This window comes from Streptomyces carminius (assembly GCF_002794255.1).
In the GTDB taxonomy this organism is placed as follows: domain Bacteria; phylum Actinomycetota; class Actinomycetes; order Streptomycetales; family Streptomycetaceae; genus Streptomyces; species Streptomyces carminius.
Map to the genome: position 1 here is coordinate 291399 of NZ_PGGW01000011.1, position 12419 is coordinate 303817.

The 12419-nt window shown below is 75.2% G+C and carries 10 protein-coding genes; 2 read left to right on the forward strand and 8 right to left on the reverse strand.

All coding sequences use genetic code 11. From position 1 onward, the window contains the following. Positions 1–2: 2 nt before the first annotated feature. The 7 genes from CUT44_RS04335 to rhaI form a co-directional block, all read right to left on the reverse strand. Positions 3–1298, reverse strand: a complete 1296-nt coding sequence (locus tag CUT44_RS04335; RefSeq protein WP_100200767.1) for an exo-beta-N-acetylmuramidase NamZ family protein — start codon at positions 1296–1298, stop codon at positions 3–5. Between the two features lie 116 nt (positions 1299–1414). Next, entirely contained in the window at positions 1415–2113 is a 699-nt protein-coding gene (locus CUT44_RS04340) for a LutC/YkgG family protein (protein ID WP_100200768.1), read from the reverse strand. Next, positions 2110–3666: a lactate utilization protein B gene (locus CUT44_RS04345; protein ID WP_100200769.1), complete on the reverse strand. Its 1557-nt coding sequence runs from the start codon at positions 3664–3666 to the stop codon at positions 2110–2112. The genes CUT44_RS04340 and CUT44_RS04345 overlap by 4 nt, the downstream gene beginning before the upstream one ends. Continuing rightward, positions 3663–4421, reverse strand: coding sequence for a (Fe-S)-binding protein (locus tag CUT44_RS04350; protein WP_100200770.1), 759 nt, complete (start codon positions 4419–4421; stop codon positions 3663–3665). Before CUT44_RS04350 ends, CUT44_RS04345 begins: the two co-directional genes overlap by 4 nt. Further along, a complete protein-coding gene (locus CUT44_RS04355) occupies positions 4412–5848 on the reverse strand; it encodes a rhamnulokinase (RefSeq protein ID WP_233221210.1) in 1437 nt (478 codons plus the stop codon). The genes CUT44_RS04350 and CUT44_RS04355 overlap by 10 nt, the downstream gene beginning before the upstream one ends. A 146-nt stretch (positions 5849–5994) precedes the next feature. Then, positions 5995–8061, reverse strand: coding sequence for a bifunctional aldolase/short-chain dehydrogenase (locus tag CUT44_RS04360; RefSeq protein ID WP_233221211.1), 2067 nt, complete (start codon positions 8059–8061; stop codon positions 5995–5997). An 8-nt stretch (positions 8062–8069) separates the two neighbouring features. Then, on the reverse strand, positions 8070–9233 hold the full coding sequence (gene rhaI, locus CUT44_RS04365) for an L-rhamnose isomerase (RefSeq protein WP_100200771.1): 1164 nt from the start codon (positions 9231–9233) through the stop codon (positions 8070–8072). Between the two features lie 386 nt (positions 9234–9619). On the opposite strand from rhaI, the gene CUT44_RS04370 reads away from it, so the two are divergent. After that, entirely contained in the window at positions 9620–10636 is a 1017-nt protein-coding gene (locus CUT44_RS04370; RefSeq protein WP_100200841.1) for a LacI family DNA-binding transcriptional regulator, read from the forward strand. 39 nt (positions 10637–10675) lie between these two features. Here the strand turns inward: CUT44_RS04370 and CUT44_RS04375 are convergent, their stop codons facing one another. Beyond that, positions 10676–11797 (reverse strand): NAD(P)-binding domain-containing protein, encoded by a 1122-nt coding sequence (locus tag CUT44_RS04375; protein WP_100200772.1) that lies wholly within the window; start codon positions 11795–11797, stop codon positions 10676–10678. 102 nt (positions 11798–11899) lie between these two features. Here CUT44_RS04375 and CUT44_RS04380 point away from each other — a divergent pair, with 102 nt between their 5' ends. Next, complete coding sequence (locus CUT44_RS04380; protein WP_100200773.1) at positions 11900–12322, forward strand: YjbQ family protein; 423 nt, start codon at positions 11900–11902, stop codon at positions 12320–12322. Positions 12323–12419 lie beyond the last annotated feature (97 nt).

Below are 12419 nucleotides of genomic sequence, written 5' to 3' on the forward strand. Positions count from 1 at the left end.
GCTCAGCCGTAGAGCAGGTACGCGCGCCGGGTCCGCTCGAAGGCGCGGACCTCCTCCCGCCAGGCGGCCACCACGGCTCCGGCGTCCTCGCCCGCGTCGATCATCTCGCGCAGCCGGGGCGAGCCGGAGAGCTTGTCGATCCAGAACGGGCGCGCGGCGTCCCAGGAGTCCTGCCGCCAGGCGAAGCCCTCGTGGCGGCGGGCCTCCACCAGCATCGCCACCGCCGTGGGGATCGGCTCGTAGCGGCGCGGATCGGTGACGTGGAGCTGCACGCCCGCGCAGAGGACACCGGTGTGCTTGCCGGAGGTGGGGGTGAACCAGGCCTCCCGGAACCGCACCCCGGGCAGTTTCCGGGCGTTCAGCCGGTCGCCGTAGCGGTGGTCCAGGTACGGCGCGCCGATGAACTCGAACGGCCGGGTGGTGCCGCGTCCCTCCGAGAGGTTGGTGCCCTCGAAGTACCCCGTCCCGGCGTAGACGGCGGCGGTGTCGGGGGTCGGCATGTTCGGGGAGGGCGGTACCCACGGCAGGCCGTGCTCGTGCGCGGTGGAGTACGGGTCCCAGCCCCGCAGCCGTACGACCTCCAGTTCCACCGCGCCCCCGCCCTCCCGGGGCAGCAGCTCCCCGTTGAAGTAGCCGGCCAGCTCGCCCACCGTCATCCCGTGCTGCTGGACGATCACCCCGGCGCCCACCCCGGAGGTGAACTCCGGGGTCATCAGGGGGCCGTCGGCACGTCGCCCGATCGGGTTGGGGCGGTCCAGCACCACGAAGCGGGCACCGGTGGAGCGGGCGGCGGCCATCGCGGCGTACATCGTCCAGATGTAGGTGTAGAAGCGGACGCCGACGTCCTGGATGTCGAAGACGACCGTGTCCGCGCCGGCCTCCGTGAACAGCGCGGCCAGCTTCGCCGCGCCCGCACCGTAGGCGTCGTACACCGTCAGCCCGGTGCGCGGGTCGGTGGACTCCGGCTCGGAGGAGCCCGCCTGCGCGCTGCCCCGGAAGCCGTGCTCGGGGCCGAAGATCCCGGCGATCTCCAGTGAGCCGTGCGCGGCCATGGAGTCCACGATGTGGGTGGTGTCGCGCAGGACGCCGGTGGGGTTGCTGATCACCCCGATCCGGCGGCCGCGCAGCACGGACCACCCCCGGGCGGCCGCGGCGTCGGCGCCGGGGACGACACCGTGCCGGCGGGACCGTCCCGGCGCGGCGGCGGCCGCGGGGGCGCCGGGGGCGGCGGAGGAGAGGAGGGGCGCGGTCAGCGCGGCGGACGCACCGCCGGCGAGGAGGGAACGGCGGGAGGGCATGCCGGGAAGCTAACCGCGTGTGCCGTGCGCGACAAGGGGCCACGCACGGTGACAGGGACGCGGAGCGACGACGGAGCAACCCGGCTCCGCCGGTGGGGCGACGGCGCCGGGGCCGGTCACCCGGCCAGGAGGACCACCTCCAGGGTGCGCGGCCCGTGGACGCCCTCGACCCGGTCCAGCTCGATGTCGCTGGTGGCCGACGGACCGGAGATCCAGGTCAGCGGACGGGTGGGGACGAGCCGCTCCAGGGCCTGCGGTACGGACGCCACCACCTGGCCGGGCACCTCGACCACGCAGACGTGGTGGTCCGGGATCAGGGTGATACGGCGGCGTCCCTGGCCGGGACCGCCGTCCAGGACGACGGTCCCGGTCTCCGCGACCGCCACCGCGCACCCGGTCACCACGCTGTCCACCGCGTCCAGCTCGCGCGCCGCGGCACCGGCCCGGTCGTGGACGCGGGCAGGTCCGCCGGGTCCGCCGGGTCCGCCGGGATCCGCCGCCGTCAGCCACCACGGCGGCAGACCGGACGGCACCAGCACCGTGCGGCTGCCGCGCTCCGCCAGCAGCCGGCGCAGCAGCGGGGGCAGCCCGCCGGCGTCCGTGCGGTGCACCCGGGCGCGGTAGTCGGCCAGGTTCCTCGCCAGCAGGTCCGTCAGTGCTCCGGCGTCCCCGGCAGCCCCGGAGCCCCCGGTGCCGTCCGGGACATGGGCACGGGCGTACTCCCGGGCCACGGGTACGTCCTCGGGTGCCTCGGAGCGCGGTACGTCCCGCAGGGCCCGGCGGATCCGGCCCAGCACCACCTCGCGGTCGCTCATCGCCCGTCCTCCCCTTCCCCGGCTTCCCCGGCTTCCCCGGCTTCCCCGGCGCTCCCTGCGCTCTCGGCGTCCCGGGTGCGCAGCCACCAGGCGCGGAACGACTCCTCGGGCACCCCGGGCAGCTCGCGGCTCGCCGTCCAGGCCCGGCCCGGCCCCGGCAGCCGCCGCGGATGGAGCCGGCGGGTGCGGGAGGCCAGCCGCTGACCCGCCAGCAGCGCCCGGGGACGGTCGAGGGCCCAGCGGGCGGCGCGCATCGCGGCCCGCTCGGCCGCGTGCCCCCGCGCGGGCCGCACCGTCACCCGCTTCCCGCGCACCGTCACCTCGCCGCCCTCGGCGACGCGTTCGCGCAGGTGCACCAGGATCCGGGGGATGTCGATGGCTACCGGACAGACCTCGTAGCAGGCGCCGCACAGCGAGGAGGCGTACGGCAGCGAGGCGTCCAGCTCCGTCGCGGTGCCCCGCAGCTGCGGGGTGAGGACCGCGCCGATCGGGCCCGGGTAGGCCGAGCCGTAGGCGTGCCCGCCCGCCCGCTCGTAGACCGGGCACACGTTCAGACAGGCCGAGCAGCGGATACAGCGCAGCACCTGGCGGCCGACGGTGTCGGCGAGCGCGTCGGTGCGGCCGTTGTCCAGCAGCACCAGGTGGAAGACGCGCGGGCCGTCGGCGGTCTCCGGATCCGTCCCGGTGCCCGCGGTGCCGGTCCACATCGAGGTGTAGGGGTTCATCCGCTCCGCGGTGGCGGAGCGCGGCAGCAACTGGAGGAAGATCTCCAGGTCCCGCCAGGTGGGCACCACCTTCTCGATGCCGACCACCGAGATCAGCGTCTCGGGCAGGGTCAGGCACATCCGCCCGTTGCCCTCCGACTCCACTACCACCAGGGTGCCGGTCTCGGCGACCATGAAGTTGGCCCCCGAGACGCCGACCTTCGCCCGCAGGAACTTCTCCCGCAGGTGCAGCCGGGCGGCCTCGGCCAGCCGGGCCGGTTCGTCGGTCAGGTCCTCCGGTGCCGGAAGCCCCCACTCGCCCATCCGCTCGCGGAAGATGTCGCGGATCTCGCCCCGGTTGCGGTGGATGGCCGGGACCAGGATGTGCGAGGGCAGGTCGTCGCCGAGCTGGACGATCAGCTCGGCCAGATCCGTCTCGCAGACGCGGATCCCGGCCTCGGCCAGGGCGCCGTTGAGGCCGGTCTCCTGGGTGACCATCGACTTGACCTTGACGACCTCCCGCTCACCGGTGGCCGCCACCAGGGCGGTGACGATCCGGTTGGCCTCGGCCGCGTCGGCCGCCCAGTGGACGGTGCCCCCCGCGGCGGTGACGGCCGCCTCCAACTGCTCCAGATAGTGGTCGAGGTGTCGCAGCGTACGGTCCTTGACCGCGGCGCCGGCCGCCCGCAGCGCCGCCCAGTCGTCCAGCTCGGCCACCGCCCGCGCGCGCCTGGCGCGGATGATGCCGGTGGCGTGCCGCAGATTGCCGCGCAGCCGCGTGTCCCGGACGGCCTCGGCGGCGGCCTCGGGGAAGGCGGGCATGCCCAGGTGGGTACGGTCGCCCGTCATGTGCCGCCTCCGGCGGTGTCCTCGGTGGCGGCCAGGATCTCGGCGAGGTGGACCGTCCGGGCCGCCGAACCGCGCCGGGCCAGGGTGCCGCCGAGGTGCGTCAGACAGGAGTCGTCCACCGCGCACACCGCCGCGGCGCCGGTGCCCTCGACCGCGCGCGCCTTGTCCGCCCCCATCGCCGCCGACACCGCCGCGTTCTTCACCGCGAAGGTCCCGCCGAAACCGCAGCACTCCTCCGCGCCCGGCAGCTCCACCAGCTCCAGCCCGCGCACCCGCTCCAGCAGCCGCCGGGGCCGGTCGCCCAGCCCCAGCGTCCGCAGCCCGTGACAGGTCGGGTGGTAGGTGACGGTGTGCGGGTAGTACGCCCCCACGTCCGTCACCCCCAGCACGTCCACCAGGAACTCGCTCAGTTCGTACGTCCGCGCCGCCACCTCGGCCGCGGCCCGTTCCAGGGCGGCGTCGCCGGCGTCGTCGGCGCCGGCGGCGACGCGGACGTGGTTCTCCCGCACCATGGCCGCGCAGGAGGCGGACGGGGTGACGATGTGCTCGTACCCGCGGAACGCCCGGGCGTGGCGGCGCACCAGCGGTTCGGCCTGGCGCCGGTACCCGGTGTTGAACTGCGGTTGCCCGCAGCAGCTCTGGGCCAGGGGGAAGTCCACCGTCACCCCCAGCCGCTCCAGCAGCGCGACGGTGGCCCGCCCGGTGCCCGGGTGGAGCGCGTCGGTCACACACGTCACGAACAGCGCTACCCGCATACCGCGGCCTCCGCCCGCCGCCAGGCGTCCCGGTCACCCATGGGCCCATGGTGCCGCAGCGGCTGGGTGGACCGCACCAGCGACCGCAGTCCGGCCAGGCCGCCGTGGAGGGCACCGGCGGCCCGGGCCTGCACCAGGACGTTCCCCAGGGCCGCGGCCTCGGCCGGTCCGGCGACCACCGGCAGCCCGCAGGCGTCGGCGGTCAGCCGGCACAGCAGTTCGTTGCGGGCCCCGCCGCCGACGAGGTGCACCACCGCCACCTCCCGGTCCGACAGCCGTCGCGCGTCGGCGACCGCCCGTCGGTGGGCCAGGGCCAGGGAGTCCAGTACGCAGCGGACCGTCTCGGCCGGATCGCGGGGAACCGGCTGACCGGTACGGCGGCAGGCCTCGGCGACGCGCTCGGGCATCCGGCCCGGGGCCAGGAAGCCCGGGTCGCCCGCGTCCACCACCGAGCGCAGCGGGGGCGCCTTCGCCGCCCGGCGCAGCAGCGTCTCCAGCCGCGGGCCCCGGCCCCCGGCCCCGGACTCCCAGGCGCGCAGGCATTCCTGGAGGGGCCACAGGCCCATGACGTTGCGCAGATGGCGGACCGTGCCGTCCACCCCCAGCTCGTTGGTGAAGTTGGCGGCCCGGGACGCCTCGGTGAGCACGGGTGCGTCCAGCTCCACACCGGCCAGCGACCAGGTGCCGGTGGCGACGTACGCGAACCGCCCGTCGCCGCGGCCCTGTGCCGGGACGGCGGCCACGGCGGAGGCGGTGTCGTGCGAGCCGACGGCCGTGACCGGCACCGGCCCGGTCAGCCCGCACTCCCGGAGCACCTCCGCCGACAGCTCGCCCGCCGGGTCGCCCGGCCGGCGCAGCGGCGGGAACAGCGACAGGTCGACGCCGAACGCCTCCGCGACCGGCCGTGACCAGTCGCCGGTGCGCGGGTCGACCAGCTGGGTGGTGGAGGCGTTCGTCAGCTCGGTGCCCATCTCGCCCGTCAGCCAGTACGCGATCAGGTCGGGGATCAGCAGCAGATGCCGGGCGGCGGCCAGCACGGGTGTGCCCCGCGCGGCGAGAAGCTGGTGGAGGGTGTTGAACGGCTGGTGCTGCAGGCCGGTGGCGGCGTACAGCTCCTCGGCCGGCATGACGGCCGCGGCCCGCTCGGCGGCTCCCGCGGTGCGTCCGTCCCGGTAGTGCACCGGATTGCCCAGCAGCGTGCCCGAGGCGTCCAGCAGGCCGTGGTCCACCGCCCAGGAGTCGATGCCGACCGAGGCCAGGCGCCCCGGCCCGGGCAGGAGCCGCCCCGCCGCCCGCAGCCCGTCCAGCACGCCCCGGTACAGGGCGAGGACGTCCCAGTACAGGGTCCCGCCCACCCGGACCGGGCGGTTGGGGAAGCGGTGCGCCTCACGCAGCCGGAGGGTGCCGGGTCCGGCCGTGCCCACCATGACGCGCCCGCTGGAGGCGCCCAGGTCGACGGCGGCGAAGAACAGGGCTCCGGACGCAGGGGACGCAGGGGACGCAGGGGACGCAGGGGACGCAGGGGACACGGGAACCTCGCGGGAGCGGGACTGGGCCGGACGGGTGGCGGGGATCAGCGCAGGAACGCCGCGGCGACCCCGGCGTCCACCGGGACGAGCAGCCCGGTGGTGTGTGACAGCTCGCCGCCGACCAGGGCGAACACCGCGTTCGCCACATGCTCGGGCAGCACCTCGCGCTTGAGGAGGGTGCGCCGGGCGTAGAACGCGCCGAGCTCCTCCTCCGGCACCCCGTGGAGGGCCGCGCGCCGCGCGCCCCAGCCGCCCGCGAAGATGCCGGAGCCGCGCACCACCCCGTCGGGGTTGACGCCGTTGACCCGGATGCCCAGCCCGCCCAGCTCGGCCGCCAGCAGCCGCACCTGGTGGGCCTGGTCGGCCTTGGCGGCGCCGTAGGCGATGTTGTCCGGACCGGCGAACACCGCGTTCTTGGAGGCGATGTAGACGATGTCGCCGCCCAGCCCCTGCGCGGCCATGACCCGGGCGGCCTCCCGGGAGACCAGGAAGGAGCCGCGGGGCATGATCGCGTGCTGCCGGTCCCAGTCCGCGGCGGTGGTCTCCAGCAGCGGTTTCGACACGGAGACGCCCGCGTTGTTGACGACCAGGTCCACTCCGCCGAAGGCGAGGACGGCCGCGTCGAAGGCCGCCCCGATCCGCTCCTCGTCGGTGACGTCCACGGCCACGGCCACGGCCCGGTCGGGACCGCCGAGTTCGTCCGCCACCGCCTCGGCCGCCGCCGTGTCGACGTCCGCGACCACCACACAGGCGCCCTCGGCGGCCAGCCGGTGCGCGATGGCCCGCCCGATCCCCGAACCCGCGCCGGTGACCAGCGCGACCCGGGTGGCCAGCGGCGCCGGCGCGGGCATCCGGCGCAGCTTGGCCTCCTCCAGCTCCCAGTACTCGATGCGGAACTTCTCCGACTCCTCGATGGGGGAGTACGCGGAGACCGCCTCCGCGCCGCGCATCACATTGATCGCGTTGACGTAGAACTCGCCCGCCACCCGCGCGGTCTGCCCGTCCCGGCCGAAGGAGAACATCCCCACCCCGGGGACGAGGACGACCGCCGGATCCGCGCCGCGCATCGCGGGGGAGTCCGGCCGCGCGTGACGCTCGTAGTAGGCCCGGTACTCCGCGCGGTACTCCTCGTGCAGCTCCTTCAGCCGCGCCACCGCGTCCGCCAGGGGCGCGGTCGGCGGCAGGTCCAGCACCAGCGGGCGGACCTTGGTGCGCAGGAAGTGGTCCGGGCAGGAGGTGCCCAGGGCGGCCAGCCGCGGGTGTTCGGCGCGGGAGAGGAAGTCCAGCACCACCCCGGCGTCGGTGAAGTGCCCGACCTGCGGCCGGTCGGCGGAGGCGGCGGCGCGCACGTACGGGGCCAGCGCGGCGGCGCGGGCGCGGCGCTCGTCCGACGGCAGCGGCTCGTACCCCTCGATCACCGGGCCGAACGGCCTGGGCCGGCCGCGCTCGGCCAGGAACGCCCCGGCGGTGCGGATGATCTCCAGGGAGTTGCGTTCGCACTCCCCGGAGCTCCCGCCCCAGGCGGTGATGCCGTGCCCGCCCAGCACGCAGCCGATCGCCTGCGGGTCGGTCTTTCTGACCGCGGCGATGTCCAGGCCGAGCTGGAAGCCGGGGCGGCGCCAGGGCACCCACGCCACGCGGCCGCCGAAGCACTCGGCGGTCAGCCTCTCGCCGTCGGCCGCGCAGGCCAGCGCGGTGCCGGAGTCGGGATGGAGGTGGTCGACGTGCGCGGCGTCCACCAGACCGTGCATCGCGGTGTCGATGGACGGGGCCGCGCCGCCCCGGCCGTGCAGGCAGTGGTCGAACGCGGCGACCATCTCGTCCTCGCGCTCCGCCCCGGGGTAGACCTCCCGCAGGGCGCGCAGCCGGTCCAGGCGCAGTACCGCCAGGCCCTGCCCGGTGAGCGTGCCCAGATCGCCGCCGGAGCCCTTGACCCACAGCAGCTCCACCTCGCCGCCGGTGACGGGGTCGGTGGCGGTGCCCTTGGCGGAGGTGTTGCCGCCCGCGTAGTTGGTGTTGCGCGGATCGGCGCCGAGCCGGCGGGAGCGGGCCAGCAGCTCCCCGACCGCCGCGCCGTTCCCCTCGGTGTCTTCCGTGCTGTGCTCCGTCACGGTTCTCCTCACGCCCCCCAGCCGGCCTGCTGTCCGCTCCTGCGCTCCGCCGCGATCCGCCCGGCCCACCCCGAGCGGTGGTAGGCCGCGACCGGGTCCGGCTCCAGGCCCGTCTCCTCACGCACCTCGGCCAGCAGTGGCCGTACGTCGGTGCTGTAGGCGTCCATCAGGACGGCGTTCGCGGCGAGCACGTCGCCGTCCCGCTGGGCCGCCGCCAGTGCCTCGCGGTCGACCAGCAGCGCCTTGGCGGTGGCCTCCTGGACGTTCAGCACCGAGCGGATGATCGCCGGGATCTTGGGCTCGACGTTGTGGCACTGGTCGAGCATGAACGCGGTCCGCGGCCCGTAGCCGCCGCCGCGCACCACCTCGTACATGATCCGGAAGAGCTGGAAGGGATCGGCCGCGCCGGCCATCAGGTCGTCGTCGGCGTAGAAGCGGGAGTTGAAGTCGAAACCGCCCAGCTTCCCCTCGCGCAGCAGCACCGCCACGATGAACTCGATGTTGGTGCCCGGCGCGTGGTGACCGGTGTCCACGACCACCTGCGCCTTCTCGCCCAGCCGCAGGCAGTGCGCGTAGGCGGTGCCCCAGTCGGGGACGTCGGTGGTGTAGAAGGACGGCTCGAACAGCTTGTACTCCAGCAGCACGCGCTGCCCGTCGCCCAGCCGTCCGTACACCTCCGCCAGTGCCTCGGCCAGCCGGTCCTGGCGGGCGCGGACGTCGTCCTGGCCGGGGTAGTTGGTGCCGTCGGCGAACCACAGCTTCAGGTCGGCCGAGCCGGTGGCCTCCATGATGTCGACGCACTCCAGCAGGTGGTCCAGCGCCTTGCGCCGCACGGCCGGGTCGGGGTGGCAGACGCTGCCGAGCCGGTAGTCGTCGTCCTGGAAGACGTTGGCGTTGATCGTCCCGAGCCGCAGCCCCAGCCCCTCGGCGTATCCGGCCAGCGCCGCGTAGTCGTCCACCCGGTCCCAGGGGATGTGCAGGGCCACGGTCGGCGCGACACCGGTGTGCGCGTGCACCCGGGCCGCGTCGTCGAGCTTCTCGCGCGGGGTGCGCGGGACGCCGGGCTGGGCGAAGACCTTGAAACGCGTCCCGGAGTTGCCGTAGGCCCACGAGGGGGTCTCGATGGACTGCTCCTTGAGGGCCGCCTTCACTGCGGCCGTGGCGGCGGTCATGCGTCAGGGCTCCTGACTGCCGGAGGTGTTGTGAATCGTTTCACCAAGGGAAAGCTAGGGGTGCCCGGTGGGGGTGTCAAGAGGGCGGGATTCCGGCGCTCCCGCCGCTCCGTCCGCGGTCACCGGGCAGGTCGTCCGGGCGTCCGCGCCCGTTGACGCGCCCCGGGTGCCGCCCTGCTGCCCGAATGCCTGCTGAAACCATTCATGCCGACCGCGGATGCCGGGCCCGCCGACCGGTCCGCACGGCGGGCGGTGCCGGGGCCCCGGTCGGCCCGCGCCCGCCGTGCGGTGCCGTGCCGCCGCCGCGGATGCGTAGCATGGGCCCGCGGCCCGGGCAGGAGCCGCGGACGACACAGGTCAGGGGACGGTCGGGGCTCGTGGCGCGCATGGTGGGGATCAAGGACGTGGCACGTCGGGCGGGGGTGTCGGTCGGCACCGTGTCCAACGTCATCAACCGCCCGGAGATGGTCGCCGAGGAGACCCGGACCAGGGTGCAGGCGGTGATCACCCAACTGGGTTACGTGCGCAGCGAGTCGGCACGGCAACTGCGCGCGGGCCACAGCCGGATCATCGCGCTGCTGGTGCTCGACATGGCCAACCCCTTCTTCGCCGACGTCGCCACCGGCGCCGAGCGCGCGGCACGGGAGGAGGGGCTGAGGGTGATGCTGTGCAACAGCGCCCAGAGCCCGGCCGAGGAGGCCGACTACCTCTCCCTCTTCGCCGAGCAGCGGGTGCGCGGTGTCCTGATCACCCCGGCCGACATCACCGGCCGCAGCCTGGCCGACTTCCGGCGGCACGGCATCCCCTACGTCATGGTCGACCGGCTGGTCTCCGGCGACGACTGCTGCTCGGTCTCCGTCGACGACGTCACCGGCGGCACGCTGGCCGCACGGCACCTGCTCGCCCAGGGACACCGCGAACTGGTCTATGTGAGCGGGCCGATGCAGCTCTCCCAGTGCCGCGACCGCCACACCGGGGTCCTGGCGGCCCTGCACGAGGCCGGACTGCCCCCGGAGGCCCTGACCCTGGTCGAGGGCGAGCGGCTGGACGTGGCGGCGGGACGGGACGCCGGGGCGCGGCTGCTGGGCATGACACCGCGCCCGACGGCGGTGTTCTGCGCGAACGACCTGCTGACCCTGGGGGTGCTGCAGGCACTGTTCGCGGCCGGGGTCCCGGTGCCGGACGGCATGGCGCTGGTCGGCTACGACGACATCGAGTTCGCCGCGGCGGCGGCCGTCCCTCTCACCTCGGTGCGGCAGCCCGCCTACCGGATGGGCCGGACGGCCGCCGACCTGCTCATCGAGGAGACCGGCGAGGACGCCGCGCGGCACCGGCACCAGAAGATCGTGCTCCAGCCCGAACTGGTCGTACGCGACTCCAGTATCTCCGCCGCCCACCGCTGACCCGCCACCGCGGCGGTACGCGCACCGGGCGTACGTGTCTCAGGCCGCCTCCGCCGCCTCCTCCGGCGTCGGTGCCGGTCCGCGGACGCTCCCGGACGACAGCAGCGCGCGGAGGCCGCGGACCGCGGCCCGGCCGGCCCGGTTGGCGCCGACGGTGCTCGCCGAGGGGCCGTAACCGACCAGGTGGATCCGTGGATCACGGACCACCCGGGTGCCCTCCAACCGGATGCCGCCGCCCGCCTCGCGCAGCCCCAGCGGCGCCAGATGACCGAGCGCGGCGCGGAAGCCGGTGGCCCACACGATGCTGTCGGCCGCCACCGCGCGGCCGTCGTCCCACACCACGCCCCCCGGCGTGATCCGGTCGAACATCGGCAGCCGCCGCAGCACCCCGCTCTCCCGGGCGCGCCGCATCTCCTCGGTCAGGGGCAGACCCGTCACGGAGACCACGCTGCGCGGGGGCAGCCCGTCCCGCACCCGCTCCGCCACCAGGGCGACTGCGGCGCGGCCCTGCTCCTCGTCGAACGGGCCGTCGGTGAAGACCGGTTCCCGGCGGGTCACCCAGGTGGTCGCGGCGGCCACCCGCGAGATCTCCAGCAGGTGCTGGACGGCGGAGGTGCCGCCGCCCACGACGACCACCCGTTCGCCCGCGAAGGACTCCGGCCCGCGGTACCGGGAGGTGTGCAACTGGCGGCCCGTGAAAGCCTCCTGGCCCGGCACCCGGGGCCAGAACGGCCGCTCCCAGGTGCCGGTGGCGTTGATCAGCGCCCGGGCGGTCCACACGCCCGCGTCGGTCTCCACCCGCAGCCGCCCGTTCCCGGCCTCGCGCACCGCGCGCACCCGTACCGGGCGCCGCACCCGCAGGCCGAAGGCGCGCTCGTAGGCGGCGAAGTACTCCCCGATCACCTCGGCGGACGGGCGTTCGGGATCGGCACCGGTCAGCGCCATGCCCGGCAGCGCGTTCATGGCGTGCACCCGGCCGTAGGTGAGGGTGGGCCAGCGGAACTGCCAGGCCCCGCCGGGATGCGGGGAGCCGTCCAGGACGACGAAGTCCCGGCCGGGCTCCCAGCCGGCCCGCCGCAGGTGGTACGCGCCGGACAGGCCCGCCTGCCCGGCGCCGACGACCACGACCTCGACCTCGTGTCCGGGCTCCGAGAACTTCATGTCCGGGCCAACCACCGGGGCGGTCCGGAACTTCCCGCCCGGTCGCCCGGAAACCGGTGGGACGGTGCACGGCGGCGGACCACGAGGCGTCAGGATGGACACATGAGCGATCGCTTCACGACCCGAGTCCTCCGGGTGACCACCGGTTCGCACGAGACCGTCGCCGACCTCACCCGTGACTGCGAGAGGTTCCTCGCCGAGGTGGCCGACGGCCGCGACGGCCTGCTCAACGTCTTCGTGCCGCACGCCACCGCCGGTGTGGCCGTCCTCGAGACCGGCGCCGGCAGCGACGAGGACCTGCTCGCCGCGCTGCGCGACCTGCTGCCCGCCGACGACCGCTGGCGCCACCGGCACGGCAGTCCCGGGCACGGCCGCGACCACGTCCTGCCCGCCCTCGTCCCGCCGCACGCCACCCTGCCGGTGGTCGGCGGCCGGCTGGAGCTGGGCACCTGGCAGTCGGTCTGCCTGGTGGACACCAACGGGGACAACCCCGAACGCCGGGTGCGGCTGTCCTTCCTGGCCTGACGGCCCGGAACGGCCGCCCGGATCCTCCCGGCGGGGCGCCCGTGCGGCGCCCCGCCGAGAGGATGGAAGCGCTCCCAGCGATCCGGGGCCGGGTGCT

Bases quoted from the DNA above. Each gene is read 5' to 3' on its own strand.
- CUT44_RS04335 (WP_100200767.1), bottom strand. From the start codon at position 1,298: ATGCCCTCCCGCCGTTCCCTCCTCGCCGGCGGTGCGTCCGCCGCGCTG.
- CUT44_RS04340 (WP_100200768.1), bottom strand. From the start codon at position 2,113: ATGAGCGACCGCGAGGTGGTGCTGGGCCGGATCCGCCGGGCCCTGCGG.
- CUT44_RS04345 (WP_100200769.1), bottom strand. From the start codon at position 3,666: ATGACGGGCGACCGTACCCACCTGGGCATGCCCGCCTTCCCCGAGGCC.
- CUT44_RS04350 (WP_100200770.1), bottom strand. From the start codon at position 4,421: ATGCGGGTAGCGCTGTTCGTGACGTGTGTGACCGACGCGCTCCACCCG.
- CUT44_RS04355 (WP_233221210.1), bottom strand. From the start codon at position 5,848: ATGGTGGGCACGGCCGGACCCGGCACCCTCCGGCTGCGTGAGGCGCAC.
- rhaI (WP_100200771.1), bottom strand. From the start codon at position 9,233: ATGACCGCCGCCACGGCCGCAGTGAAGGCGGCCCTCAAGGAGCAGTCC.
- CUT44_RS04370 (WP_100200841.1), top strand. From the start codon at position 9,620: ATGGTGGGGATCAAGGACGTGGCACGTCGGGCGGGGGTGTCGGTCGGC.
- CUT44_RS04375 (WP_100200772.1), bottom strand. From the start codon at position 11,797: ATGAAGTTCTCGGAGCCCGGACACGAGGTCGAGGTCGTGGTCGTCGGC.
- CUT44_RS04380 (WP_100200773.1), top strand. From the start codon at position 11,900: ATGAGCGATCGCTTCACGACCCGAGTCCTCCGGGTGACCACCGGTTCG.